The sequence below is a fragment of the Paraburkholderia sp. BL17N1 genome (assembly GCF_003634175.1).
GTDB lineage: Bacteria > Pseudomonadota > Gammaproteobacteria > Burkholderiales > Burkholderiaceae > Paraburkholderia.
Genome location: NZ_RBIW01000001.1, coordinates 93,244 through 120,147, shown reverse-complemented (window position 1 = coordinate 120,147; position 26,904 = coordinate 93,244). Strand labels below are relative to the sequence as shown.

Annotated in this window: 26 protein-coding genes; 15 read left to right on the top strand and 11 right to left on the bottom strand. The window is 63.9% G+C overall.

All coding sequences use genetic code 11. From position 1 onward, the window contains the following. Nucleotides 1–74 precede the first annotated feature (74 nt). Nucleotides 75–500, bottom strand: coding sequence for a CopG family transcriptional regulator (locus B0G82_RS00585; RefSeq protein WP_106280285.1), 426 nt, complete (start codon nucleotides 498–500; stop codon nucleotides 75–77). 501 nt (nucleotides 501–1,001) lie between these two features. Here B0G82_RS00585 and B0G82_RS00580 point away from each other — a divergent pair. From B0G82_RS00580 to B0G82_RS00560, 4 genes are all read left to right on the top strand, one after another. Further along, nucleotides 1,002–2,408 carry a class I SAM-dependent methyltransferase gene (locus B0G82_RS00580; RefSeq protein WP_121306341.1) on the top strand — a complete coding sequence of 469 codons (1,407 nt, stop codon included), beginning with the start codon at nucleotides 1,002–1,004 and terminating at the stop codon, nucleotides 2,406–2,408. Between the two features lies 1 nt (nucleotide 2,409). Next, nucleotides 2,410–3,747, top strand: a complete 1,338-nt coding sequence (locus B0G82_RS00575; protein WP_121306340.1) for an ATP-binding protein — start codon at nucleotides 2,410–2,412, stop codon at nucleotides 3,745–3,747. Nucleotides 3,748–3,754: 7 nt separating this feature from the next. Next, nucleotides 3,755–4,159 (top strand): response regulator, encoded by a 405-nt coding sequence (locus tag B0G82_RS00570; protein WP_121306339.1) that lies wholly within the window; start codon nucleotides 3,755–3,757, stop codon nucleotides 4,157–4,159. Between the two features lie 180 nt (nucleotides 4,160–4,339). Next, nucleotides 4,340–5,350: a response regulator gene (locus tag B0G82_RS00560; RefSeq protein WP_121306337.1), complete on the top strand. Its 1,011-nt coding sequence runs from the start codon at nucleotides 4,340–4,342 to the stop codon at nucleotides 5,348–5,350. Between the two features lie 59 nt (nucleotides 5,351–5,409). Here the strand turns inward: B0G82_RS00560 and B0G82_RS00555 are convergent, their stop codons facing one another. The 10 genes from B0G82_RS00555 to upp form a co-directional block, all read right to left on the bottom strand. Further along, a complete protein-coding gene (locus tag B0G82_RS00555) occupies nucleotides 5,410–6,072 on the bottom strand; it encodes a dihydrofolate reductase family protein (protein ID WP_121306336.1) in 663 nt (220 codons plus the stop codon). A 209-nt stretch (nucleotides 6,073–6,281) separates the two neighbouring features. Next, nucleotides 6,282–7,751, bottom strand: a complete 1,470-nt coding sequence (gene rng, locus B0G82_RS00550) for a ribonuclease G (protein ID WP_012432329.1) — start codon at nucleotides 7,749–7,751, stop codon at nucleotides 6,282–6,284. A gap of 9 nt (nucleotides 7,752–7,760) precedes the next feature. Then, complete coding sequence (locus tag B0G82_RS00545; RefSeq protein WP_116148599.1) at nucleotides 7,761–8,390, bottom strand: Maf family protein; 630 nt, start codon at nucleotides 8,388–8,390, stop codon at nucleotides 7,761–7,763. A gap of 250 nt (nucleotides 8,391–8,640) precedes the next feature. Then, nucleotides 8,641–9,111, bottom strand: coding sequence for a 23S rRNA (pseudouridine(1915)-N(3))-methyltransferase RlmH (rlmH, locus tag B0G82_RS00540; RefSeq protein ID WP_106280297.1), 471 nt, complete (start codon nucleotides 9,109–9,111; stop codon nucleotides 8,641–8,643). Between the two features lie 70 nt (nucleotides 9,112–9,181). Continuing rightward, nucleotides 9,182–9,640, bottom strand: a complete 459-nt coding sequence (gene rsfS / locus B0G82_RS00535; RefSeq protein WP_116119403.1) for a ribosome silencing factor — start codon at nucleotides 9,638–9,640, stop codon at nucleotides 9,182–9,184. Nucleotides 9,641–9,644: 4 nt separating this feature from the next. After that, complete coding sequence (locus B0G82_RS00530; RefSeq protein WP_121306335.1) at nucleotides 9,645–10,385, bottom strand: nicotinate-nucleotide adenylyltransferase; 741 nt, start codon at nucleotides 10,383–10,385, stop codon at nucleotides 9,645–9,647. 28 nt (nucleotides 10,386–10,413) lie between these two features. Next, nucleotides 10,414–11,337, bottom strand: a complete 924-nt coding sequence (gene hemF / locus B0G82_RS00525) for an oxygen-dependent coproporphyrinogen oxidase (protein ID WP_121306334.1) — start codon at nucleotides 11,335–11,337, stop codon at nucleotides 10,414–10,416. 283 nt (nucleotides 11,338–11,620) lie between these two features. Then, on the bottom strand, nucleotides 11,621–12,919 hold the full coding sequence (gene purD, locus B0G82_RS00515) for a phosphoribosylamine--glycine ligase (protein WP_121306332.1): 1,299 nt from the start codon (nucleotides 12,917–12,919) through the stop codon (nucleotides 11,621–11,623). A 260-nt stretch (nucleotides 12,920–13,179) separates the two neighbouring features. Then, on the bottom strand, nucleotides 13,180–13,908 hold the full coding sequence (locus B0G82_RS00510) for a YebC/PmpR family DNA-binding transcriptional regulator (protein WP_106280309.1): 729 nt from the start codon (nucleotides 13,906–13,908) through the stop codon (nucleotides 13,180–13,182). Between the two features lie 485 nt (nucleotides 13,909–14,393). After that, complete coding sequence (gene upp / locus B0G82_RS00505; RefSeq protein ID WP_012432337.1) at nucleotides 14,394–15,044, bottom strand: uracil phosphoribosyltransferase; 651 nt, start codon at nucleotides 15,042–15,044, stop codon at nucleotides 14,394–14,396. A 362-nt stretch (nucleotides 15,045–15,406) separates the two neighbouring features. On the opposite strand from upp, the gene B0G82_RS00500 reads away from it, so the two are divergent. From B0G82_RS00500 to sugE, 11 genes are all read left to right on the top strand, one after another. Then, complete coding sequence (locus B0G82_RS00500) at nucleotides 15,407–16,186, top strand: SDR family oxidoreductase (RefSeq protein WP_106280311.1); 780 nt, start codon at nucleotides 15,407–15,409, stop codon at nucleotides 16,184–16,186. 87 nt (nucleotides 16,187–16,273) lie between these two features. After that, entirely contained in the window at nucleotides 16,274–16,663 is a 390-nt protein-coding gene (locus tag B0G82_RS00495; RefSeq protein ID WP_121306331.1) for a methylglyoxal synthase, read from the top strand. Nucleotides 16,664–16,712: 49 nt separating this feature from the next. Continuing rightward, nucleotides 16,713–17,687 (top strand): quinone oxidoreductase, encoded by a 975-nt coding sequence (locus B0G82_RS00490; RefSeq protein ID WP_121306330.1) that lies wholly within the window; start codon nucleotides 16,713–16,715, stop codon nucleotides 17,685–17,687. 258 nt (nucleotides 17,688–17,945) lie between these two features. Then, a complete protein-coding gene (locus B0G82_RS00485) occupies nucleotides 17,946–18,059 on the top strand; it encodes a hypothetical protein (RefSeq protein WP_007175652.1) in 114 nt (37 codons plus the stop codon). Next, nucleotides 18,056–18,148, top strand: coding sequence for a K(+)-transporting ATPase subunit F (gene kdpF / locus B0G82_RS00480; RefSeq protein WP_007583461.1), 93 nt, complete (start codon nucleotides 18,056–18,058; stop codon nucleotides 18,146–18,148). Before B0G82_RS00485 ends, kdpF begins: the two co-directional genes overlap by 4 nt. Continuing rightward, nucleotides 18,145–19,950, top strand: a complete 1,806-nt coding sequence (gene kdpA / locus B0G82_RS00475; protein WP_121306329.1) for a potassium-transporting ATPase subunit KdpA — start codon at nucleotides 18,145–18,147, stop codon at nucleotides 19,948–19,950. Before kdpF ends, kdpA begins: the two co-directional genes overlap by 4 nt. Nucleotides 19,951–20,018: 68 nt before the next feature. Next, complete coding sequence (gene kdpB / locus B0G82_RS00470) at nucleotides 20,019–22,103, top strand: potassium-transporting ATPase subunit KdpB (RefSeq protein WP_121306328.1); 2,085 nt, start codon at nucleotides 20,019–20,021, stop codon at nucleotides 22,101–22,103. A gap of 51 nt (nucleotides 22,104–22,154) precedes the next feature. Then, complete coding sequence (gene kdpC, locus B0G82_RS00465) at nucleotides 22,155–22,733, top strand: potassium-transporting ATPase subunit KdpC (RefSeq protein ID WP_116142466.1); 579 nt, start codon at nucleotides 22,155–22,157, stop codon at nucleotides 22,731–22,733. 172 nt (nucleotides 22,734–22,905) lie between these two features. Beyond that, nucleotides 22,906–25,740, top strand: a complete 2,835-nt coding sequence (locus B0G82_RS00460; protein ID WP_116142465.1) for a DUF4118 domain-containing protein — start codon at nucleotides 22,906–22,908, stop codon at nucleotides 25,738–25,740. Next, a complete protein-coding gene (kdpE, locus tag B0G82_RS00455; RefSeq protein ID WP_106280323.1) occupies nucleotides 25,733–26,431 on the top strand; it encodes a two-component system response regulator KdpE in 699 nt (232 codons plus the stop codon). The genes B0G82_RS00460 and kdpE overlap by 8 nt, the downstream gene beginning before the upstream one ends. A 152-nt stretch (nucleotides 26,432–26,583) precedes the next feature. Further along, a complete protein-coding gene (gene sugE / locus B0G82_RS00450; protein ID WP_116119413.1) occupies nucleotides 26,584–26,904 on the top strand; it encodes a quaternary ammonium compound efflux SMR transporter SugE in 321 nt (106 codons plus the stop codon).

Here is a 26,904-nt window from a genome sequence, read left to right as displayed (position 1 = left end):
CTGTGTGGGGCGTGGATGAGCGAGTCGACCGATAAGTCGCTGCTACAGCCACGGTAATGAGTCGAGCGTCGCGCCTAGCTGATGCGGCCGGCGAGCGCCGCCTTGACCGCGGGCGACGCGTGAAAGGCGCCGAGCACCACCACCGATGCAATCGTGGCCGCCGCGAGTTCGGGCGGCACATCGGCTGCGATGCTGGCGAGGCCTAGCACGTGAATGTCGAGTTGCTCGTGCGCGGCCTGGGCCGCCTCGAGGTCCTGCCGCGAGAAGTGCTGCATGCCCAGCACCATGGCGCGCCGGGTTACCGTCTCCGCGACGACCTGGGCATGCACCGCGATCTGGTTGCGGATCGCCGTGCGGATCAGGTCGGTGCGGTTCGAGTAAAAGCCTTCTTCGACCAGCAGGTCGATCTGGCCGAGGTCGATCGGACCCAGGTTGATGGTGATTTTTTCAGTCTCGCCGCCTTTGGGGCGCGAGGCGTCGACGAGCTTGAGTTTCGGCATTTGCACTCCGGTTGGCATCCGTAGACCATCCAAATAACATCCAATGGGATGGTTATACGCTTGTCGACGGAGTACGGTCAAGGAGGAAATTGGGGGCTCGTTCGGGAGTGACCCGGCAGTTGGCTGATGAATTGGCGTGAGACGACAGCATTCTTTTTTATCAGTAGAATGCTGCAATCGCAAAGGGCCGTATTGTCCCGAAGCCGGCCTTCAGGGCCACCCGGCTAACGAGTTTCATTGAAGCCGTGAAGCCATGAGCACGCGCGCTGCCGTGAGATGAGCGGACAAGTCGAATGCATAACTTGTCCGGCCGATGCAGTTCGGGAGGAAGGGGTGCGCGGCCGGAAAATGAGTTGCTGCTGCGACAACTGAAATATCCATGGCGACGCTTCGTCACCGGGACCTGAGGAAACCATCGACGCTGAACCGGCCGATCTGCTGGCCTGGTATCGCACCAGATTCCAAACCAACTTCTCGTGGTACTTTCCTGGCCGCCATACTGTGTATTCCAAAACGCAAATCGATCCGGTAGTGAGCTTCCTCAACTCGCAGGGCGAGCAGGTGCGGGGCACGATCATCAATCTCCAGCGAAAGTCCCTGGTGATGGAGGTCTATAACCCGTACTCGATCGTCCAGGTCAGTGAGGTACTGAGCGACCTGTCGGTCAAGATGGGCGTGGAACACGCCTATTCGGGCAAGGCGGTCGTGATCAGCATGGTCAACACGGGCCTGACAGCCATTGTCTCGGTCACGCTGATCGCCGAATGGCGGGAACTGAGCGGCGGCGTGCTGGAAGCGCGCGCGGTCGGTGAAGAAGCGCGCCGGTTCTCGCAGGACTGGGCCGAGCGCTTCAAAATCCGTCGTGACTACCAGATCGCGGTCAACCAGATCCGGGCTTTTCTCTCGGACATGTCCCGCTGGGTCGAGCAGGCGGACCTGGCCGACACCATGCCGAAGGATGGCAAAAGCCTGCGCGAGGATTTCTTCCTCGAACTGGCATCGCCGCTGATGGAAAGGACCAAGGTCTACTTCGACGAATTCGAAGGCGAGGCGCGTCTGGTCGACGAAGAACTGGCGCCGGCACACCGTGCCTTTGCCCAGGCCGCGCTCCATCCGCTGCTGCTGCGTTCGCCCTTCGTCTTCCGCACCTTCACCAAGCCGCTGGGCTATGCCGGCGACTACCAGATGGTCAACCAGATGCTCGACGATCCCCGCCAGGGCCCGAGCACGTATTTCCAGATCGTCAACGCGGCCTTCCTGCAGACGGCCGTGGCACGCGCGCACCGCAATCGCGTCGAGTTGCTGGTGGACTACCTGACCCGGCTGGCCAATGAGGCGCGTGCCGCGCGGCGGCCGTTCCGGGTCCTGAACGTGGGCTGCGGCCCCGCTCAGGAGATTCAGCGATTCATGCGTGAATACGACGAACCGGAGTGGCTGACGTTCGAACTGCTCGACTTCAGTCAGGAGACACTGGACTGGACGCGCGACCGCCTCGCGGCGATTGCACAGGAAACGGCCAGGCCCATGACCATCAGCTACACGCATGACTCGGTCCACCACCTGCTCAAGCGCCGGATGGATGCGGACGCACCGGACGTCCGCGAGTTCGACGCGGTCTATTGCGCCGGCCTGTTCGACTACCTCTCGGACAAGGTCTGCGCCCGGCTGAACCAGCATTTCGCCAGCCGCACCAGACCGGGCGGCCACCTGCTGGTCACCAATGTCCACGCCGACAACCCGGAGCGCCTCAGCATGGAGCACGTGCTGGAGTGGTACCTGATCTATCGCAACGAGGCACAGATGGCCGAAATCATGCCGGAAAACTGTGGCGAGCCGCGCCTGTACACGGATGCGACCGGGGTGAACGTATTCGCCGAGGTAATGATCGGCCGGCAACAAGTAGCCTGAGATGACGACATCCCTGGCTGGGCTGCGTTCGAACTATCGTGAAGAACTGCGCGACTACCGGTTGCTGTGCAGCAAGGCTGGCGGCCTGACCGTGATCGTGCTGGTGCTGATGGGCGTGGCGCTGGACTATGTCGTGTATCCGGCCGAGCAGAAGCGCTTTGCCATCATTCGGGTGCTGACCAGCGCGGCCATCGGCCTGGCGTTGCTCTCGCTGTACACGGAAACGGGCAAACGCCAGGTGCAGGTCATCACTTTCTTCTGGCTGCTGCTGCCGCAGGCCATGATCTCGTGGATGATTTATGTCACGCAGGGCGGGGAGTCGCTGTTCTATGCCGGGCTTATGCTGACGATCTTCGCGGTCGGGATCCTGTTCCCCTCCGGCTACTGGCAGACGCTGGCATTCGGCCTCGCCACCGTCTTGCTCTACTACATTGCCTGCGCGGCGCATCCGGGCGGTATACAGAACCCAAGCAAGTTTCAGTTCCAGCTCATCCTGATCTTCTTCTGCGCGTTGGCCAGTTCCATTTACACCTACTTCAACGAGAAAGGCCGCTTCCAGCTTTTCCGGCTGAAGGACGAGGTGGCGCACAAAAACGACCAGCTCGCGCTGACCAATGAAAGCCTGTCGCAGATTAAAGGCCAGTTGCTGCAGCAGGAGAAGATGGCTGCAATCGGTACGTTGTCCGCAGGGCTGCTCCACGAGGTCAACAACCCGGTGAATTTCTGCCTGATGGCCATCGAAATAGCCATGGAAGAACCGGAGGTCAAGGACAGCCCGTCGCTGCAGGAGTGCCTGACGGACGTCAAGCAGGGCATGCACCGCATCCAGCATATCGTGTCGGACCTGAAAACCTTTGCCTACCGCAAGCCCGGTGCGGCGGCGGACGACGTGCCGTTCCTGTTCGAGAAGGCACTTGACTCGTCGATCCGGCTGAGCGCGCATGAACTGCGCGGCGTGAGCGTCACGCGCGAGCTGCCCGGCGATACCCTCGTGCTGGGCGACGAAGCCGCCATCATCGGCGTGCTCATCAACCTGTTTTCGAATGCCGCGCTGGCTATGCACAAGGCCGGCACCGCATCGCCGAAAGTCCATGTCACGGCGCAATGGCGGGACGACCGGCTGCATGTGAAGGTGCGCGACAACGGCCCGGGGATCGCCGCGGAGAATCTGGCGCGGGTGTTCGAACCATTCTTCACTACGCGCGAAGTCGGCCAAGGCTTAGGCCTTGGTCTGTCCATCAGCTATGCGGTGGTGGAGCGGCACGGCGGCACACTGTTTGCGGAAAGCCAGTTGGGCGAGTGGACGGCGTTCAACTTCGACCTGCCGCGTCTGGAGTGATGTAGAAATGAGAGAGACCCAACAAGCGCGGCAGACTGTCGTTTATGTCGATGACGAGGAGCTGGCTCGCAAGTACTTTGCGCGCTCGGCGGGTCGCGATTATGACGTGCTGCTCGCCGGCAACGCGGACGAGGCCATGTCGATCCTGCGCCGCGAAGGTGCGCGGGTGACGATTTTGGTGACCGACTTCCGCATGCCTGGCCGGCACGGCGACGACCTGCTGCGGCAGGTCTCCCAGGAGTATCCGCATATCGTCCGGATCCTGGTGACGGCCTACGCGGACAGCAACGCGCTCTCGGGCGCGGTCGATTCCGGCGAAGTGTTTCGAATCCTGGAGAAGCCGCTAGGCGTGGCCACGGTCCGCGAGGTGCTGGCATCCGCGGCTACGGCCCCGGTGTCGCGCCCGAAGTGATGCAGCGCATGCCGGTCGGCCCGTTATCACGAACGCGGGCGTGAGCGGCCGGGACATGATTTTCTGCAACCGCGTCATGCAGTGCTGCGGCGAGCGTATCAGGATCGCGTCCGCGTCCGGCGCCGGCATGACCGTGACGCTGGAATTCCCAATTTTCAAGGATCGAATCAGGAGTTACCCATGAGCGATACGATTGCCAACCAGACGCCGCCACCGGCGATTCTGTTCGTCGATGACGAAGCCACCGCGGTCAAATATTTCGAGCGCGCCATCGGTGCAATCGCGCCGGTCGTGACGGGCGCCTCCGTGGAGGACGGCAAGGCAATGCTGGATGCCCACGCCGGCAGCCTGGCCGTGCTGGTGTCCGATCAGCGCATGCCGGGCGAATATGGCAACGAACTTCTGCGCTATGCGCGCGAGCGCTATCCCCACATCGTCCGAATTCTGACGACGGCTTATTCGGAGCTGGACCAGACCGTCGAGGCCGTCAACCAGGGCCAGATACATCGCTATATCAAGAAGCCGTGGGACATCAGCGCGCTGCGCATGGAGATGAAGCAGGCGCTGGAGTTGTCGGGACTGCGCAAGGAACGCGACCAGCTCGTGCGCGAGAAGCTGAGCGTCCTGCAGACGCAGACCGTGGCTACTCGCATCGGCATTGTGCAGACGCTGTGCGTCAGCCTGATCGGGCCGGGCCGCTTTCAGCCTGTGGAGACCTACCTGGCCGGTGCCGATCTGGCCGGTACGCGTAATGTGGAGCCGGACTGGCAGCGTATGGATTACGCCGATCTGGTACGGGTCGAGAGCGAATGCAGCGGCAGTTTTGGCCATGCGGTTGGCACGCGCCTGGCGGAACTGCGTACGCGGAATGCGGGGCGCAGCGCTGTCGATGCGGTGCAGGTTTTCGCTGACGTTCTCGGCGCCGCAGTACGCGGCGATGGCGATGCGCTGATCTGGACTTCGCCGGCCACATTGAGTGAGTTCCTCACCCGGCCCGTGGCGCAGGCCGTATCGGCCGAGCACGCCGCCTGGCTCGCCTGCCTGCTGTGGCTGGAAGAAGCTGGCGGCGCCCTGCGGTTCGCGCGTGAAGGTGAGACCATCGTCTGCCGCGCCGGCACACGCGCCGCCAGTTTTGCGGCCGACCGCCTGGCGCTCTGGATCGAGCGGTTCTCGGAGCGGGCGTTCGACTAGGCAAAGGAGACGATCCGCTGTGCGAGAGCCCACGCAGGACCGGCCGCGGCAATCAGTGCTTAGGCGCCCGCGCGCGCCTGACGCCGTAGGACCATGTGCGTGGCTTTCTCCGACGCTACGAATTCGACGCATTCGTATCCCAGAGCCCGCAAGTCAACCCCTTCGAACAGCCGTTCTCCTCCGCCGAGCAGGACGGGCGCGATAGCAATGTGCAGTTCGTCAATGAGGCTCTCGCGAAGATACTGCTGAATCGTTTTCGCTCCACCGCCGATGCGCACGTCCATTCCGCCGGCCGCCTCGCGTGCCCTTTCAAGCGCTTCGCGAATGCCGCCCGTGACGAAATGGAACGTCGTGCCGCCTTCCATCTCGATGGGTGGACGTGCATGATGCGTCATGATGAAGACCGGAACGTGGTACGGCGGAATGTCTCCCCACCAGCCTTTCCAGCTCATGTCCGGCCAGGGCCCACGAACGGGGCTGAACATGTTTCTGCCGAGAATCCAGGCCCCGACATTCTCAAAGCCGCGAGCCGCGAAGTCGTCGTCTGCCCCGGTCGTGCCGCCGTCCTTACCGAATAAGGTCCGCTGGAACGTGCGTGTTGGAATCAGCCAATGGTGCAGATCCGTCCCGCCAACGCCGAGCGGATTGTCAATGTCCTGGTTTGGGCCTGCTCCGTATCCGTCGAGCGAGATGGTGAAGCCGTTAACGCGAACTCGTGTCATCTTGTGTCTCCGCTTGGACGCCTAACTATTCGTTCTCGGACAGTGCCGTGTAGGAACTCTACAAGTGGCGCGTCTGGACGTGTTCGTTTGCAGGCGTTGAAGTGTTCAAGTACGACGGGTATTGCATTCGGGAAGGGAAGAGCGGTAGCCAGAGGAGAAGCTGGCTGCCGATCTCTTTACAGATGTTTGTTTCTAAACAAAAAACACTTTCACATCAGCACAATATCGTACTGCTCCTGGCTCAAATTCGACTCCACCTGCAGCGACACCGGCTTGCCGATGAAATCAATCAGCATTGCCAGATGCTGCGACTCTTCCTCGAGAAACAGGTCGATCACCTGCTGCGACGCCACCACGCGAAACTCGCGTGGATTGAACTGGCGCGACTCGCGCAGAATCTCGCGCAGCACGTCGTAACACACCGTGCGTGGCGTCTTGACCTGCCCCTTGCCCTGGCAAACCGGACAAGGTTCGCACAGCACATGAGCAAGAGATTCACGCGTACGCTTGCGCGTCATCTCCACAAGGCCGAGTTGCGAGAACCCATTCACCGTCACACGCGTGCGATCGCGCGACAACGCTTTCTTCAGTTCGCCCAACACCTGATCGCGATGCTCGACGTTCTCCATGTCGATGAAGTCGATAATGATCACGCCGCCCAGATTGCGCAGACGTAATTGCCGCGCAATGGTGTGCGCGGCTTCGAGGTTGGTCTTGAAGATCGTATCGTCGAAGTTGCGCGCGCCGACGTAGCCGCCGGTATTCACGTCGATGGTCGTCATCGCTTCGGTCTGGTCGATCACGAGATAACCGCCCGACTTCAGATCCACCCGGCGCGACAACGCGCGCTGAATTTCCGCCTCGATGTTGTACAGATCGAAGAGCGGCCGCTCGCCCGTGTAGTGATGCAGCTTCGACGACACCGCCGGCGTGAACTCGGCCGCGAAATCCGCCAGCATCTGATACGTCTCGCGCGAGTCGACCTGAATGCGCGACGACTCGTCGTTGACGAAATCGCGCAGCACGCGTTGCGCGAGATTCAGATCCTGATACAGCAGGCTGGTGGGCGGCATGCGCTGACCTTGCGACAGAATCGTCGCCCACGTCTTGCGCAGATACGCGACGTCGCCGGCCAGTTCCTCGCTAGTCGCATCTTCGGCGATGGTGCGCACGATGTAGCCGCCTTTTTCGTCGGCGGGCAGCACGGCGGTCAGACGCGCACGCACGGCTTCGCGCTCGGCTTCGCTCTCGATCTTCTGCGAGATGCCGATATGCGGCTCCTGCGGCAGATACACGAGCGTGCGCCCGGCGATGCTCACTTGCGTGGACAGTCGCGCGCCCTTGGTGCCGATCGGATCCTTCACGACCTGCACCATCAACGTTTGCCCCTCGAAGACGATTTTTTCGATCGGCTGATGCGGTGTTTGATGCTGGGGCTCGCCGGCAATGCGCGGGTGCCAGATGTCGGCTACATGAAGGAACGCGGCGCGTTCGAGACCGATGTCGATGAAGGCGGACTGCATGCCCGGCAACACGCGTACGACCTTGCCGAGATAGACGTTGCCGACGCGGCCGCGCGACAGCGTTCGTTCGACGTGAAGTTCCTGGACGGCGCCTTGCTGGACCAGCGCGACGCGCGTTTCCTGCGGCGTGACATTGATCAGGATTTCTTCATTCATGGTGTTATTTTAGAAGTCGATGCGCGCTGCACGCAGGAGGGCAGCGGATTCAAAAAGCGGCAAACCCATGATACCTGAATAGGACCCGTCGATATGCTCGATAAACTCCGCGGCGCGCCCCTGCACACCGTACGCGCCCGCCTTGCCGAGCGGCTCGCCGCTCGCGGCATAGCGGCGGATCGCGTCTGCGTGCAGTGCAGCAAAACGTACCTTCGACACGGATAGCGCAGCCGGCAGTAGCGTGCCTTCGGCATCGACCACGGCCACGGCCGTCAGCACTTCGTGATCGCGTCCGGCGAGGCGCTTGAGCATCGCGACGGCGTCGTCGGCATCGACGGGCTTGCCGAGAATCGCGTCGTCGATCGTGACGGTTGTATCCGCAACCAGAATCGGCCGCGCGGCATGGCCGCCGGCCACAAGGCGCGCGCGCGCCGCATGCGCCTTGGCGACGCACACCCGCTGCACGTAGTCGTGCGCGCGTTCGCCGGGCAGTTCGGCTTCGAGTGCTTCGGCGTCTTCATCGGGGCGCGGCAGCAGCAGTTCGAAACGCACGCCGAGCTGTTGCAACAACTCCTGGCGGCGTGGACTCTGCGAAGCGAGGTAGACGAACGGATGCAGCGAAGCGGCGGACGTGGACATGAACAGGTCTCGATGAAGCGGATTGCGTGGGGGCGCGACGGGTGTCGAGCGTCGATCAGTGCGGTGGGAAACCAGCGGTGCGAGCATGACGACGCGTGGCACGCGCACGTTGTTGTGCACGCCAGCATGCACGTGGGTCAGCTCCGCAAATGCGAGCCGAAAAACACGGCTACAAGGCGCGACTACGACACGCAACCTGGCGTCGCGACCGCCAACCGCGCCCGCGCATTCTCCGCGCCGCCTCATTCGCTCACACGCGATGATAGGGGTGATTTTGCGTGATGGTCCACGCGCGGTAAAGCTGTTCGGCAAGCAGCACGCGGACCATCGCGTGCGGCAAGGTCAGGCTGGAGACGCGCAGCAGCATATCGGCACGCGCTTTCAACTGAGGATCGAGTCCATCGGCGCCGCCGATCAGGAACGCCACGTCGCGGCCGTCCTGCTGCCAGCCGGGCAGGGCGCCGGCGAGCTGCATGGTGGTCCAGTCCTTGCCGCGTTCGTCGAGCGCGACAATGCGCGCGTTCTTCGGCAACGCGGCTTCGATTTTCAGCCGCTCGGCGGCCATCACGCTTTCCGCCGGCCGTCCCGACGAACGCTGCTCGGGTTTGATTTCGCGTAACTCGATGCGCAGCTCGGGCGGCATACGCTTCGCGTATTCGTCGAAGCCGGTGGCGATCCAGTCCGGCATCTTGTGGCCGACGGCGAGGATATGCAGTTTCATGACGGATCGAAGATCGCGAATGTCATCGCGGACCGGAACGGTGTGAGTCGCCCAAAGCCCGCCGGCTGACTTACTTGCGGCGCGCGGCCGTCTTGCGTGCGGGCTTCTTCACGGCCGGCGCTGCTTCCTCTTCGTCCTCGTCCTCATCGGGTTCGCTCGAACGAGCGCCGCCAAACGGATCCGGCGTGGACAGCTTGATGCGCACCGGCTTGTCGCCCCAGATTTCCTCGAGGTTGTAGTACTGGCGCAGGGCCGGTTGCAGGATGTGCACGATCGCGTCGCCGCAATCCACCAGCACCCATTCGCCGATGTCCTCGCCTTCGGTACTGATGATGTCGCCGCCGTTTTCCTTGACGCTCTCGCGCACGCTCGAAGCGAGCGCCTTGGTCTGGCGATTGGAGGTGCCGCTCGCGACGATCACGCGATCGAACAGCGCGGTCAGGTGGCTGGTGTTGAACACCTTGATGTCTTGCGCTTTGACGTCTTCAAGAGCGTCGACGATCACGCGTTGCAGTTTGCGAATATCCATAGGGTTACCGGTGGTACAGATGATGTTGAAGAATATAGTCCCACACCGCGGTGGGGACATGGCTCGCCGCCTGGTCTTGCTGTTCGTCGCCCGCGAGGGCGAGCCGCTGGCTCACCTGTTCGCGCAGATGCGCGCGAATGTCGGTGGCCGAAACGTTGAACGCAAGCGTCGTATCGATCAGCAAGTGGCCGCAGGGCGTGGCTTGCAGAACGTCGGCGCGGGCACGGCGCGCGTCGATTTCTTTTGCGACCACGGGAGGAATCGACGCGAGGTCGAAGCCGGGCCGCGTGGCCGCACAAATATGCGCAAAGTCGAACAGGCGCCGCCAGTCGTGCCATGTGTCGAGATGCACCAATTGATCCGCGCCGATCAGGAGCGCAATCGAGGCGTCCTCACCTTCGCGTTCACGCCAGCGTTGCAGCGTGTCGACCGTGTAGGTCGGGCCGTCGTGCTCGATCTCGTCGGTCGCGACACGCACGGTCGCGCCCGGCAGCACCAGCTCGCTGGCCGCCGCGCGCGTCATGGCCAGCCGATGCACGGCCGGCGAGACGTCGGCTTTCTGCCAGGGCTGGCCGGCCGGCAACAGCACGAGTTCGGTCAGATGCAGCACGTGCGCGAAACGACGCGCGAGCGCGAGGTGGCCGTCGTGGATCGGATCGAAAGTGCCGCCGAGCAGTCCGATCCGGCGAGGCAGGGCAACAGGATGAGCGTTCGGCTTCAGGTGAAGATCCTTTGTCGTGACGATGCGCGGCGCAGTGCGGGCCTGATGAGCCTCACACCCACTCGCGCGGCACGAGAAAATCGCTATAAAGACGCGCTTCCGGCGTGCCCGGTTCGGGGTGCCAGTTGTAGCGCCAGTTCACCACAGGCGGCATGGACATCAGGATCGATTCCGTGCGCCCGCCGCTCTGCAGCCCGAACAGTGTGCCACGGTCGAAGACCAGATTGAACTCGACGTAGCGCCCGCGCCGGTATGCCTGGAAATCGCGCTCGGCCTGGCCATATGGAATGCTGCGGCGCTTTTCGATGATCGGCAGGTACGCTTTGAGGAATGCGTCGCCCACGCTTCTGAGCATCGCGAACGATTGGTCGAAGCCCGGCGCCGAGAAATCGTCGAAGAAAATCCCGCCGATGCCGCGCGCTTCGTTGCGGTGCTTAAGGAAGAAATACTCGTCGCACCAGCGCTTGAAACTCGGGTAGAGGTCCGCGCCATAAGGTTGCAGCGCGTCGCGGCAAGTGCGATGAAAATGCTGCGCGTCTTCCTCGTAGCCGTAGTACGGCGTCAGATCCATGCCGCCGCCGAACCAGAACACCGGCTCTTCGCCGGCCTTGGTCGCGATCAGCAGACGCACATTCATATGCACGGTCGGGCAATGCGGATTGTGCGGATGCAGCACGAGCGATACGCCCATTGCTTCGAAACCACGGCCGGCCAGTTGCGGACGCGCGGCGCTCGCCGAAGCCGGCAAAGCGTCGCCCGCGACGTCCGAAAAACCGATGCCGGCCCGCTCGAAGAAGTTGCCGCCTTCCAGAATCCGCGTGTAGCCGCCGCCGCGCAGCTTCTCGCCGGGCGCGCGCTGCCATGCGTCGGTGGCGAACGGCGTGCCGTCGAACGCGCCGAGCGTGTCCGCGATATGCGTTTGCAGGCCTTGCAGCCAGCTGCGCACGGCCTGTGCGTCATAGCTCGAATCGGTCATGAATGCAGATGCTGAGGGCGGCACGCTCGTCGTGCCGCGGGTTCATCGTGAAGGGCGACGGCCGGGCCGGCGTCAGGGGGAACCTGCGAAGGCGCGGCCACACGGTTTTTCGCTGCGGGCGGAATACTGCCGCCGCGACGGGCTTCGGTCAGGCCACGTCGGGCCTGCGTCGGTTCATATCGGCCCAGGTCATGCCGCGGGCGTGGATAGCGAAGCGAAACTCGCCGCGAAAACCCGCAGTGTAGCGCCGTTGGTGCCGCACGCGGGCGAGTGGGGTCGTGGCTTAGTGCTTGCCGTCGGTCTTGACGTCGTGCTTGCGATTCAACGCACGGTAGCCGATGTCGCGGCGATACTGCATGCCGTCGAACGAGATCTGGTTGATCGTTTCGTACGCGACCGACTGCGCGCTGCGTACCGAATCCGCCAGTCCCACCACGCACAGCACGCGGCCGCCCGAGGTGGTCAGCTTGCCGTCCGCCAGCGTAGTGCCGGCGTGGAACGTGACCGAATCCGCAGTTTCAGCCGGAATGTCGTTGATGCGGTCACCCTTGCGCGGCGTGTCCGGATAGTTGTACGCGGCGAGCACGACGCCGAGCGCGGTGCGGCGATCCCACTCCAGTTCCACCGTATCCAGCGTGCCGGCAATCGCCTGCTCGACCACCTTCGAATAGTCGCCCTTCAGACGCGCCATGATCGGCTGCGTTTCCGGGTCGCCCATGCGGCAGTTGAATTCGAGCGTTTTCGGGTTGCCTTGCGCGTCGATCATCAGACCGGCGTACAGGAAACCCGTGTAACGGATGCCTTCCTTCTCCATGCCGCGCACTGTGGGCAGGATGATTTCGCGCATCACGCGAGCGTGCAGTTGCGGCGTGACGATCGGCGCGGGCGAGTAGGCGCCCATACCGCCCGTGTTCGGACCCTGGTCGCCGTCGAGCAGACGCTTGTGATCCTGGCTCGACGCGAGCGCCAGCACATGCTTGCCGTCCACCATCACGATGAAGCTCGCTTCCTCGCCGGTGAGGAATTCCTCGATCACCACACGCACGCCGGCGTCGCCGAGCTTGTTGTCCGACAGCATCATGTCGACGGCGGCGTGCGCTTCTTCCAGCGTTTGCGCGACCACCACACCCTTGCCCGCGGCGAGGCCGTCGGCCTTGATGACGATTGGTGCGCCTTTGGCGTCGAGATACGCGTGCGCGGCGGCGACGTCGGCGAAGGTTTCGTATTCGGCCGTCGGGATCGCATGGCGCTTCATGAACGCCTTGGCGAAGTCCTTCGAGCTTTCGAGCTGGGCGGCTTCTTTGGTCGGCCCGAAAATCTTCAGACCGCGCGAGCGGAACAGATTGACGATGCCGGCTGCCAGCGGCGCCTCCGGCCCGACCAGCGTGAAGGCGATCTGTTCCTGTTCGACGAAATCGGCGAGCGCAGCCGGCTCGGTGATGTTGACGTTGCGCAGACGCTCGTCCTGGGCGGTGCCGCCGTTGCCCGGAGCAACGTAGACGAGCTGAACCCGCGGCGATTGCGCGAGCTTCCATGCGAGTGCATGTTCGCGACCGCCGGAACCGACGACGAGTAACTTCATGTGAATCCCCGAGACTTAAAAACCATAAACGGCTGACGCAGCACGCTCAGCCGTGGAATGACAGCAAGGTTCGCAAAGAGCCCGCAGCAGCCGGTGGCGGCGCGCAGGGCGCAGTACGAACCCGGGTGGTCGCGCGATGTGAGGTCACACACGCACGCCCGCTCAGCAACAACGCGAGGGCCAGACGGCGGCGCGGGCGTGGGTGCATGCAAGTGCAAGTGCCACTGCAAGTGCATGCGCCACGCGCTGCCGTGGCACGCTCATTCGTCGGCGATCGCGGCGTTTGTATAGACTTCCTGCACGTCGTCCAGATTCTCCAGCGCGTCGAGCAGCTTCTGCATTTTCACGGCGTCTTCGCCGGTGAACTCGACTTCCGTCTGAGGTTTCATCGTCACCTCGGCCAGTTCGGCCTTGAAGCCGGCGGCTTCCAGCGCCGACTTCACCTTCGGGAAATCGTTCGGCGGGCACAGCACTTCGATACTGCCGTCTTCATTCGTGACGACGTCGTCGGCGCCGGCTTCGAGCGCGGCTTCCATCAGCTTGTCTTCCGCCGTGCCGGGCGCGAACAGGAACTGGCCGACGTGATCGAACATGAACGACACCGAGCCGTCCGTGCCCATATTGCCGCCGTTCTTCGAGAACGCGTGACGCACTTCCGCCACCGTGCGCGTGCGGTTGTCGGTCATGGTGTCCACGATCACCGCCGCGCCGCCGATGCCGTAGCCTTCGTAGCGGATTTCTTCGTAGCTTGCGCCGTCCACGCCGCCCACGCCACGCTGGATCGCGCGGTTGACGTTATCTTTCGGCATGTTGGCGTCGTACGCCTTTTCGACGGCGAGCCGCAGGCGCGGGTTCGAGTCGATGTCGCCGCCGCCCATGCGCGCCGCGACCTGGATTTCCTTGATGAGCCGCGTCCAGACCTTGCCGCGCTTGGCGTCGGCCGCTGCTTTCTTATGCTTGATGTTGGCCCATTTCGAATGACCCGCCATACCTGTTCTCCATCGCGCGCGCCAGTGGGGCGCACGCATTGTGCAATTGTCGTTGCGATGTCGGGCGCTTGCTCGTGTTCGCGCGCCTGTGCGCGCGTTCGCGGTATTGTGCGCCTCGCTGTCAAACCGCCCGCTGCCTGACTGTCCGGCTCAACTGTTCGTGGCCAACCCGCCGTGGCTGAGCGTCTCGAGCCTGCTCGCGGCCAGCCGGGCCCGGCTGGCGGGACCGCGAGTCGGCAGCGCGATTGGGACGGGGCGGTGCGGCTGGCACGCGGCAAACGCCGCGCCGGCCTGCCAGGCCCCGCGAAAGGCGCGATGCGCCTGGCGGTGTGGTCGACGGTAATGCGAGTTGAGCCGCTCTTTGAGCGGATTCGAATTTTATCACGCCGCAGGGGGGCGGCAGAGGACGAGATAGCGGCGAACGCCGCGAAAAGTGCGTGATGACGGCGGCCGGCGCGCGCCGTCACGCGTTTTTCAGGCCGCTTTCAGTTTTTCGTGCCGAACAGGCGGTCGCCGGCGTCGCCGAGACCCGGCACGATGTACGCGTGCTCGTTCAGATGCGAATCGAGCGAGGCGACATACAGCTTGACGTCCGGATGGGCGTCCTGGAACACCTGCACGCCTTCGGGGGCGGCGACCAGCGCGAGGAACATGATGTTCTCGCCGGCCACGTTGCGGCGCTTGAGCACGTCGACCGCGTGCACGGCGGAGTAGCCGGTGGCGACCATCGGATCACACAGGATGAACACGCGGTCTTCGAGGTCGGGCAGACGCACCAGATATTCGACCGGGCGATGATCTTCGGCACGGTACACGCCGATGTGGCCCACCCGCGCCGACGGCACCAGTTCCAGCAAGCCGTCCGACATGCCGATGCCGGCCCGCAGCACCGGTACGATCGCCAGCTTCTTGCCGGCGATCACCGGCGCGTCGATTTCGACGAGCGGCGTGGTCAGGCGGCGCGTGGTCATGGGCAGGTTGCGGGTGATCTCGTAGCCCATCAGCAGCGTGATTTCACGCAGCAGTTCGCGGAACGTGCGAGTCGAGGTATCCCGGTCGCGCATATGCGACAGCTTGTGCTGGATCAGCGGGTGATCGAGGATGAAGAGATTGGGAAAACGGCTGTCCTGGGTCATGGCGGGTGCGCACGGGGCGGCTAGAGGGATCGGTTCGGCGCGCCGCGCGGCCGGGAAACCGGCAGGCTGGCGGACGCGCCACGGCGCAAGTTTACCGAAAGAGTGCCGCCGGAAGATACCGGAGATTGCAGCGGCCCGCCGCAGTCCGGCACCGATTCTTCTAGAATCGGGGAAACTTGCCGCGCGAGGGTCCGGGATATCTCGCCGGGGCCGAGGCCGAGGGGAGAGCGCGCGAGGCGGTCCGCGGTTTCGCCAGAATGCAGCCCGGACCTGTCGCTTTACGCCAGGCCTCTGAGGAACGTAAGAAAACTTGCGGCGGCCCGGTGTCTCGCACGCGGCACAACTTCACGAGGAGCACACATATGGACATGGGAATCGCAGGACGCACCGCGCTGGTCTGCGCGGCCAGCAAAGGCCTGGGGCGCGGCTGCGCGGAAGCGCTCGCCGCCGAAGGCGTCAACCTGACGATCGTCGCGCGCACCGCGGAGACGCTGGAGGCGACCGCGGCCGAGATTCGCAAGCAAAGCGGCGTGGAAGTGAAGACGGTGGCGTGCGACATTACCACGCCGGAAGGCCGGGCCGCGGCGCTCGCCGTCTGTCCGCAGCCGGACATTCTGGTCAACAACGCGGGCGGCCCGCCGCCGGGCGACTTCCGCGACTTCACGCACGAAGACTGGATCCGTGCGCTCGAAAGCAACATGCTCACGCCGATCGAGCTGATACGCGCGACCATCGACTCGATGAGCGCGAAAGGTTACGGGCGCATCGTCAATATCACGAGTTCGGCGGTGAAGGCGCCGATCGACGTGCTCGGGCTGTCCAATGGCGCGCGCTCGGGGCTGACCGGCTTCGTCGCGGGACTCGCGCGCAAGGTCGCGCCCACCGGTGTGACCATCAACAACCTGCTGCCGGGGCTGTTCGACACCGACCGCATCGGCGTCACCTTCGCGGCGCAAGCCAAGGCGCAGAACATTTCCGTCGACGAGGCGCGCAAGCAGCGCACGAAGACGATTCCCGCCGGCCGTTTTGGCACCCGCGAGGAATTCGGCGCTGCCTGCGCGTTCCTGTGCAGCGTGCATGCCGGCTATATCACCGGACAAAACTGGCTGATCGACGGCGGCGCCTATCCCGGAACGTTCTGAACGGCACGTCCTAAAGCATCACCACAAGCATCACCACAAGCATCACCACAACAACGACAATCACAACGGTTTCAGGAGTCTTACGTCATGACCACCCGCATCGCGCTGATCGCGCACGATCACAAGAAGGACGACATCGTCAAACTGGCCGGCGAATACGTCGACACGCTCAGGCGCTGCGACATCGTGGCGACCGGCACGACCGGCGGGCGCATCGCCGACGCGCACGGCCTCGTGGTCGAGCGGATGTTGTCCGGTCCGCACGGCGGTGATCTGCAGATCGGCGCGCAACTCGCGGAAGGGCGCGTGGGCATGGTGATCTTCCTGCGCGACCCAATGACGCCGCAGCCGCATGAGCCGGACATCAACGCGCTGGTGCGCGCGTGCGACGTGCACAACATTCCGTGCGCAACCAACATTTCGACGGCGCGCATGGTGCTCGACTCGCTGACCTTGCGCCTCACGCAACAGGTTTGAGCTTTCGCTCCCGGCACGCCTGAATCAAAACCAACCTCAAGGAGACGTGATGGTCAAAGCAATCCGATTCGATAAAACCGGCGGTCCCGAAGTGATGAAGTGGGTCGACGTCGAAGTCGGCGAACCGGGCGCGGGCGAGATCCGCGTCAGGCAGACGGCGGTCGGGCTGAACTATATCGACGTGTACTTCCGCACGGGTCTCTATCCGTTGCCGTTGCCCGGCGGTCTCGGCATGGAAGCGGCCGGCGAAGTGACGGCGCTCGGCTCGGGCGTCAGCGGTCTGAAAGTGGGCGATCGCATCGCGTACGTGGGACGTCCGCCTGGCGCGTATGCGCAGGAGCGTGTGCTGCAGGCGGCGCAAGCGGTGAAAGTACCCGACGCGTTGAGCGACGAGCAGGCCGCCTCGGTGATGCTGCAAGGCCTCACCGCGCAATATCTGCTGCGCCGCACGTATCCCGTGAAAGCCGGCGACACGATCCTGATCCAGGCCGCGGCGGGCGGCGTCGGTCTGCTGGCATGCCAGTGGGCGAAGGCGCTCGGCGCGACGGTGATCGGCACAGTCGGCTCGGATGAGAAAGCGGAGATCGCCAAGGCGCACGGTTGCGACCACGCGATCGTCTACACGCGCGAGAACTTCACCAAACGCGTGCGCGAGATCACCAACGGCGCGGGCGTGCCGGTGGTGTACGACTCGATCGGTAAAGACACGTTTACGGGCTCGCTCGATTGCCTCGCGCCGCTCGGCATGTTCGTGAGCTTCGGCAATGCGTCGGGGCCGTTGCCGCCGATCGATTCGTCGGAATTCGCCGGACGTGGCTCACTGTTTTTCACGCGGCCGACGCTCTTTACCTACATCGCCAAACGCAGCGATTACGAGGCAATGTCCACCGAGTTGTTCGACGTGCTGGTGTCGGGCGAGGTCAAGACGAGCATCAATCAGCGTTACGCTTTGTCGGACGTTGGCCAAGCGCATGCGGATCTCGAAGGGCGCCGCACAACGGGCTCGACGGTGCTCCTGCCGTAACGGACGACGACGACCCGAGCGCGATAGCGACGGCCGTATAAAACGAACGCACATCGACGAACCCGCCCAAGCCCTGGTCAAACCGGCGCCGCACGCCGCAAAGCCTGACGCAGCCCACCCAAGGCTGTTCCATCGCAGGATGGAACAGCCTTGTTCGTTTACGCGATTTTTATACACGCCACTCCATCTTTGACCAGGCCTTTACACGGATCGGCATAACGTTGCGGCTATCCAAAGTCCGTGTAATGGAGAACAAAAATGGATGTGCTGTATGTCGGAGGGCTGGTGCTGTTTGCCGCGCTGACCTTCGCGTTGATTGCCGGCTGCGAGAAGTTGATGCAGTTCCGCCGTGGGCAGGGAGCGCGCTCATGAACTGGATTCTGTGGTTATCGGGCGCGGCGACCGCGCTGCTGTTCGCCTATCTGGTCTATGCGCTGTTGCGCGCGGAGGACATTGAATGAACTCGAACAATGTCCTGCAAGCGGGCCTCTTCATCGTCGTGCTGCTGGCAGCCGCGGTGCCGATGGCCCGCTATCTGAGCGCCGTGATGGACGGCAGTTCGCGCGTGGTCCGCTTCGGCGGTCCCGTCGAACGTCTGCTGTATCGCATCGCGGGCGTCGATCCGTCGAAGGAAATGAGCTGGAAGCACTACGCGATCGCCACGATCGCCTTCAACGTGCTCGGCGTCGCGTTTCTCTACCTGCTGTTGCGCGTGCAAGGCTGGCTGCCGGGCAACCCGCAGCAGTTCGGCCCGATGACGGTCGACGGCGCGTTCAACACGGCAATCAGTTTTGTGACCAACACGAACTGGCAGGATTACACGCCCGAGCAGACGGTAGGTTATCTAACGCAGATGCTCGGTTTCACCGTGCAGAACTTCTTCTCGGCGGCCACCGGCATCGTGGTGGTGATTGCGCTGATTCGCGGCTTTGCGCGTCACACGGCACAAACCATCGGCAACTTCTGGGTCGATCTGACCCGCGTGACGCTGTACGTGTTGCTGCCGATGGCGGCGATCGTCGCGGCGCTGTTGATGAGCCAAGGGGTGATTCAGAACTTCAAGGCCTATCAGGACGTGCCGACGCTGCAAACCACCACCTATGCCGCGCCGAAACTCGACGCGCAAGGCAACCCGGTGAAGGACGCCAAGGGCAATCCGGTCACGGTCGATACGCCTGTGAAGACGCAAACCCTCGCCATGGGCCCGGTCGCGTCGCAGGAAGCGATCAAGATGCTCGGCACCAACGGCGGCGGCTTCTTCAACGGCAACTCGGCGCATCCGTTCGAGAACCCGACGCCGTTCTCGAACTTCCTGCAGATCTTCTCGATCCTGATTATCCCCGCGTCGCTCGCGCTGGTGTTCGGCCGCATGATTGCGGACCGCAAGCAGGGCGTGGCCGTGCTCGCCGCCATGACGATCGCGTTTGCGGTCTGCGTGTTCGGCGAGATCAGCGCGGAGCAGGCCGGCAATCCGGCCATTGCCGCCTTGCATGTCGACCAGTCGGCTAACGCGCTGCAATCGGGCGGCAATGCGGAAGGCAAGGAGACGCGTTTCGGCATCGCGCAGTCGGGCATCTTCACGGTCGCGACCACCGCAGCTTCGTGCGGCGCGGTCACCAACACGCACGACTCGCTGACGCCGATCGGCGGCCTCTATCCGATGCTGCTGATGCAGCTCGGCGAAGTGATCTTCGGCGGCGTGGGTTCCGGCATGTACGGGATGCTCGTATTCGCGATGCTGGCTGTGTTCGTGGCGGGCCTGATGATCGGCCGCACGCCGGAATACGTGGGCAAGAAGATCGAAGCGTACGAGATGAAGATGGTGTCGATCGTCGTGCTGCTCACGCCGCTGCTGGTTCTGGTCGGCACGTCGATCGCGGTATTGAGCGACGCGGGCAAGGCGGGCATCGCCAACCCCGGCGCGCACGGTTTCTCCGAAATCCTCTATGCGTTCAGTTCGGCGGCCAATAACAACGGCAGCGCGTTCGCGGGCCTCACCGTAAGCACGCCGTTCTACAACTGGCTCACCGCAATCGCGATGTGGTTCGGCCGCTTCGGCACGATCATTCCGGTGCTCGCGATTGCCGGTTCGCTGGCCGCGAAAAAGCGCATTGGCGTGACGGGCGGCACGCTGCCCACGCATGGACCGCTCTTCGTCGTGCTGTTGCTCGGCACGGTGCTGCTGGTCGGCGCGCTGACTTATGTGCCCGCGCTCGCGCTCGGTCCTGGTGTCGAACATCTGATCATGATGGGCGCCCATTGAGGCGGCCCGTCGGGATGGCACACGCGACCAACGACTGAACAGGCGCAAACGGGAAATTCGAGGATTCAATGACTGAACATAATGCAACCCGGTCCATGTTCGACCCAGCGCTGCTGCGCCCGGCGATCGTGGACTCCTTCAAGAAGCTGACGCCGCGCACGCAGTTCCGCAATCCGGTGATGTTCTGCGTGTACGTGGGCAGCATTCTCACGACCATTCTCTGGATCGCCGCGCTCGGCGACCAGGCCGAGGCGCCCGCGGGCTTCATTCTCGCGGTCACGCTGTGGCTGTGGTTCACGGTGCTGTTCGCCAACTTCGCGGAAGCGCTCGCCGAAGGCCGTTCGAAGGCCCAGGCGGCGTCGCTGCGCAGCGCGAAGAAAGACGTGATGGCCAAGAAGCTGAACGAGCCGCATCCGAAGTCGCCGATCCGCATTCTGACGGCTTCCGATCTGCGCAAGGGCGACGTGGTGCTGGTCGAAACCGGCGACGTAATCCCGGCCGACGGCGAAGTGATCGATGGTGTCGCGTCGGTCGACGAATCGGCGATCACGGGCGAATCCGCGCCGGTGATCCGCGAGTCGGGCGGCGACTTTTCGTCGGTGACGGGCGGCACGCGCGTGCTGTCGGACTGGATCGTGGTGCGCGTCACCGCGAATCCGGGCGAAGCATTCCTCGACCGCATGATCGCGATGGTGGAAGGCGCGAAGCGTCAGAAGACGCCGAATGAAATCGCGCTGACGATTCTGCTGGTCGCCTTGACGATCGTGATGCTGCTCGCGACCGCGACGCTGCTGCCGTTCTCGATGTTTTCGGTCGAAGCGGCGAAAGCGGGCCACGTGGTGACGATTACTGCACTAGTCGCTCTGTTGGTATGTCTGATTCCGACCACCATCGGTGGTTTGCTGTCGGCGATCGGCGTGGCCGGCATGAGCCGCATGATGCAGGCGAACGTGATCGCCACCTCGGGTCGCGCCGTGGAAGCCGCCGGCGACGTTGATGTGCTGTTGCTCGACAAGACCGGCACCATCACGCTCGGCAATCGCCAGGCTTCGCAGTTCGTGCCCGCGCCGGGCTTGACGGAAGAAGCGCTCGCGGATGCCGCGCAACTGTCGTCGCTTGCCGACGAAACGCCGGAAGGCCGCAGCATTGTCGTGCTGGCGAAGCAGCGCTTCAACATCCGTCAACGCGATATGGCCTCGCTGCATGCCACCTTCCTCGCATTCACCGCGCAAACGCGCATGAGCGGCGTCGATCTGCCGGGCCGTGAAATTCGCAAGGGCGCGGCCGACGCGGTGAAGAACTACGTCGAAGCCAACGGCGGCCGTTTCCCGAATGAAGTCAGCAACGCCGTGGCCGACGTCGCGCGGCGCGGCAGCACGCCGCTGGTGGTCGCCGAGAAAGGCGAGCAGGGCGCGCGCGTGCTCGGCGTGATCGAGTTGAAGGACGTGGTGAAGGGCGGCATCAAGGAACGTTTCGCCGAACTGCGCAAGATGGGCATCAAGACCATCATGGTGACGGGCGACAACCGCCTGACGGCGGCGGCGATTGCCGCGGAAGCCGGGGTCGACGATTTCCTCGCCGAAGCCACGCCGGAAGCGAAACTCGCCACGATCCGCGCGCACCAGGCCGAAGGGCGCCTCGTCGCGATGACCGGCGACGGCACCAACGACGCCCCGGCGCTCGCGCAGGCCGACGTCGCGGTGGCGATGAACACCGGCACGCAGGCCGCGAAGGAAGCGGGCAACATGGTCGACCTCGATTCGAATCCGACCAAGCTGATCGAGATCGTGGAGATCGGCAAGCAGATGCTGATGACGCGCGGTTCGCTCACCACGTTCTCGATTGCCAACGACGTCGCCAAATACTTCGCGATCATTCCGGCCGCGTTCGCCACGACCTATCCGGCGCTGAATGCGCTCAACGTGATGCATCTGGCCACGCCGACCTCGGCGATCATGTCGGCGGTGATTTTCAACGCGCTGATCATCGTGCTGCTGATTCCGCTGGCGCTCAAGGGCGTGCGTTATCGCGCGCTGGGCGCGTCGATCCTGCTGCGCCGCAATCTGCTGATCTACGGTTTGGGCGGGATCATCGTGCCGTTTATCGGCATCAAGCTGATCGATATGGTGCTGGCCGCATTCGGTTGGGTCTAAGCGTTAGTGCGCCAGTGCGCCAGTTCGCCAGTTCACAAGGAATCATTCATCATGAAAAATCTGTTGCGTCCGTTGATCGTGATCTTCGCGGTGCTCGCCGCCGTCACCGGACTTGCTTATCCCGCCGTGATGACCGCGGTCGGTCAGGCGGCCTTCCACGATCAGGCCAACGGCAGCATGCTCGAACAGGACGGCAAGGTGGTCGGCTCGAAGCTGATCGGCCAGCAGTTCGATGCGCCGCAATACTTCTGGGGCCGCCTGTCGGCCACCAGTCCGATGCCGTACAACGCGCAGGGTTCGGGCGGCTCGAACCTCGGCCCGACCAATCCGGCGTTGCTCGATGAAATCAAAGGCCGCCTCGACGCATTGAAAGCCGCCGGCACCGATATGTCGAAGCCGGTGCCGGTTGATCTGGTGACGTCGTCGGGCAGCGGTCTCGACCCGGAGATCAGCCCCGCCGCAGCGGCTTATCAGATCGAACGCGTCGCCAAGGCACGCAAGCTCGCAGCGAATGACGTGCAGGCGCTGGTGGATCGTTATACGAGCGGCCGTCAGTTCGGTATTCTCGGCGAGCCGCGCGTGAACGTGCTGCAACTGAACCTGGCGCTGGACGAGATGAAGCACGGCTGATCGACGTAACGCAACAGCGCTTCGCTTCACAAAGGCGGCGTCCGCGCGACTCCGCCTTTACCTTTTGACGGCGCCACGCAATAGACGCGACAGTGCCCGTTATTTGCGGCCGCGCCGACGCCGTGCCACCATGCATACACCGACGCTCGTCCAACGATGAAAACCATTGAGCATGAACCGCCCCGATCCCGATGAGTTGCTCGACAAGCTGCAACGCGACGAAGAAAAACGTCAGCGAGGCAGGCTGAAGATTTTTTTCGGCGCGTCGGCGGGCGTCGGCAAAACCTATGCGATGTTGCAGGCCGCGCGCCGCCGTCATGACGAAGGCGCGGACGTGGTGGTCGGTATCGCCGAAACGCATGGCCGCACTGAAACCGCGGCGCTGCTCGACGGTCTCGACGTGCTGCCGCTCGCGCATATCGAATATCGCGGCCGCAAGCTCAACGAGTTCGATCTCGACGCCGCGCTGGCCCGCAAGCCGGCGCTGATTCTCGTCGACGAACTCGCGCATTCGAATGTGCAAGGCGCGCGGCATCTGAAGCGCTGGCAGGATGTGTATGAGCTGCTCGACGCGGGCATCGACGTCTATACGACGGTCAATGTCCAGCACCTCGAAAGTCTGAACGACGTGGTCGGCCAGATCACCGGCATTCGGGTCTGGGAGACGGTGCCGGACCGCGTGTTCGACCGTGCCGACGAAGTCACGCTGGTCGACCTGCCCGCCGAGGAACTGCTCGACCGGATGCGCGACGGCAAGGTGTATATGCCGCAGCAGGCCGAGCGCGCGGTGCGCAACTTCTTTCGCAAAGGCAATCTGATCGCGCTGCGGGAGCTGGCGTTGCGCCGCACCGCGGATCGCGTCGATGCGCAAATGCACGAGTACCGCGCTGACCGTTCGATCCAGCGCATCTGGCAGGCGCGCGAGCGCTTGCTGGTGTGCGTCGGCCCCGGCCCGGAAGCGCCAATGCTGGTGCGCGCGGCGGCGCGTCTGGCTGCCAGCCTGAAGGCCGACTGGATTGCCGTCTATGTGGAGACGCCGGCCTTGCAGCGTTTGCCGGATGCGCGCCGCGAACGCACGCTCAACGCGTTGAAGCTCGCCGCGGAACTCGGCGCCGAAACCGCCACGCTCGCGGCCGCCGACGCGGCTGTCGCGTTGATCGGCTACGCGCAGGCGCGCAACGTGTCGAAGCTGGTGGCCGGCGCGTCGGCACGCACGGGCTTGAGGCGCTGGCTGCGTCGTCCGCTCGGCGAACGGATCGCCGAAAACGCGGGCGATCTCGATCTCACGTTGATTCGCGCCTCGTCCGAGCGCGACGGCGGCGAGCATCGGCATCTGTTGAACACCACCGCGAACGCATGGCGCGAGGCGCTGAGCGCGGCGCGCGAGCGCCGCTCGCCGCCGCGCGCCTACGGTTTCGCGCTGTTGATCTGCGCGGCCATCACGTTGCTGGCCAGCCAGTTGATCGACCATATCGATCTGACCAATCTCGTCATGCTGTATCTGCTCGGCGTGATCTTCGCGGCGGTGAAGCTGGGGCGCGGGCCCGGCGTGCTGCTGTCGTTCATGAGCGTGGCCGCGTTCGATTTCTTCTTCGTGCCGCCGCGCATGTCGCTGTCGGTCTCCGATACGCAATATCTGCTGACCTTCTTCGGCATGCTGCTGACCTCGCTGGTGATCAGCCATCTCACCTCGAGCCTGCGCCACGAGGCGAGCGTGGCGCGGCGCCGCGAGCAGCGCACCGGCGCGATGTACGCGATGGCGCGCGAACTGGCCGCGGCGCTGACCACGGAACAGATCGTCGGTATCGGCAGCCGTCATGTCAGCGAGGTGTTCGGCGCGCGCGTGGCGATTCTGTTGCCGGACAGCGCCGATCAGGTGAAGCAGAAGATCGAGGATCCCGACGCGGCGATCACGCTCGAAGGCGAGATGCTCGATAGCGATGTCGGCCAATGGGTCTACGATCAGCAGAAGCCGGCCGGCCACGGCACCGACACGCTGCCGGCCGCCGCCGCGCTTTACCTGCCGTTGAAGGCGCCGATGCGCACGCGCGGCGTGCTCGCTGTCGTGATGCGCAACGAAGGCGAGCTCGACGTGCCCGAGCAGCAGCGCATGCTCGACGCGTTCGCCGCGCAGATCGCACTGGCGCTTGAGCGGGTGCATTACGTCGACATCGCGCGCGATGCGCTCGTCAACATGGAATCGGAGCGCTTGCGCAACTCGTTGCTGTCGGCGATCTCGCACGATCTGCGCACACCGTTGACGACCATCGTCGGCTTTTCGTCGATGCTGGAGCAAGCGCCCGAGTCGCAGCCCAACCGTGAGTTGGTCGAAGCGATTCACGAGGAAGCGCTGCGCATGACCGGCATCGTTACGAATCTGCTCGACATGGCGCGGTTGCAGGCGGGCAGTCTGCAACTGAACCAGCAATGGACGCTGCTGGAAGAGACGGTAGGCGCCGCGCTGCGCGCGTGCAAACGCGTGCTGGCGGATCATCCGGTGCAGGTGAAACTGCCCGCCGATCTGCCGCTCTTGCACCTCGACGCCGTGCTGATGGAGCGCCTCTTCTCCAACCTGTTCGAGAACGCCGCCAAATACACCGCACCGGCCACGCCGCTGACGATCGGCGCGCAGCGTCTCGATACGGACGGCAAGTCGTTCGTGCGCGTGACTGTGGACGATAGCGGCCCGGGCCTGCCGGCCGGCATGGAAGCGCGCGTGTTCGAGAAATTCACGCGCGGCGAGAAGGAGTCGGCCAAGCCGGGCATCGGCCTGGGACTCGCAATCTGCCGCGCGATCGTGGAAGCGCACGGCGGTACAATCGGCGCGCTCAATCGCGTTGCGGCGGACGGCCGTGTCGAGGGCGCGCGCTTCTGGTTCACGCTGCCGGTGGACACACAGCCCGACGCACCGGATGCATTGGAAAACGAAGGCGCCGATTCCTTGACCCGCGCCGACACCGCCAGCGATTCAACTCTTAATTCGCTTTCCAAGCCTAGTCATGAGTGACCCGAGCATCACCGTCGTCCTGATTGAAGACGAAAAGCAGATTCGCCGCTTTGTGCGAACCGCGCTGGAAGGCGAGGGCATCGTCGTGCACGATGCCGAAACCGGCAAGCAGGGTCTTGTCGAAGCCGCGACGCGCAAGCCGGATCTGGTGATCGTCGATCTCGGCCTGCCCGACACCGACGGTCTCGACGTGATCCGCGAACTGCGCGGCTGGAGCGAGCTGCCGGTGATCGTGCTGTCGGCGCGCACCCAGGAAAGCGAGAAAGTCGCCGCGCTCGATGCCGGCGCGGACGACTATCTCACCAAGCCGTTCGGCGTGTCCGAATTGCTGGCACGGATTCGCGCGCACATGCGGCGGCGCAATCAGGGCGGCGCGAACGAGACGCCGCAAGTGCGCTTCGGCACGGTCATGGTCGATCTGGCCTTGCGGCAGGTGAGCCGCGATGGCGCGGCGGTCCATCTGACGCCGATCGAATACCGGCTGCTGGCGACGCTCGTGCGCCACGCCGGCCGGGTGCTGACGCATCGCCAGTTGCTGCGCGACGTGTGGGGGCCGTCGCATGTCGAGAGCCATCACTATTTGCGCATCTATATGGCGCATCTGCGCGGCAAGCTGGAGCGCGACCCGGCGCAGCCGGAACACATCGTCACGGAGACGGGTGTCGGATACCGGCTGGTGGGCGCGATTTGAGCGTGTGGCGACAATTTGCCACGGCGGCACGCGTGTCCCGGCAGCGAGCGGCCGCCGGCGGCCTCGGGCGATGTTGGTATAATTACAGATCGTAAGGACGACCTTGCGGATTCACAAACGGGGACGGCCCCATCTGACCATGGAGCTGTCTCATGTCCTGGATTCTTCTGTTGATTGCCGGGTTGCTCGAAGTCGCGTGGGCAGCCGGTCTCAAAACCTCCGAAGGTTTTACCCGCCTCTGGCCGTCCGTGTTCACGATCGTGACGGCGCTCGGCAGCTTTGTGCTGCTCGCCATGGCCATGCGTCAGTTGCCGCTCGGCACCGCGTACGCGGTATGGACGGGGATCGGCGCGGTTGGTGCGTTCATCTTCGGAATCGTGATGATGGGCGAGGCGCTGAGCGTCGCGCGAGTCGCGAGCGCGGCGCTGATCGTGATCGGATTGATCGGCCTGAAGCTGTCTTCCGGGCACTGA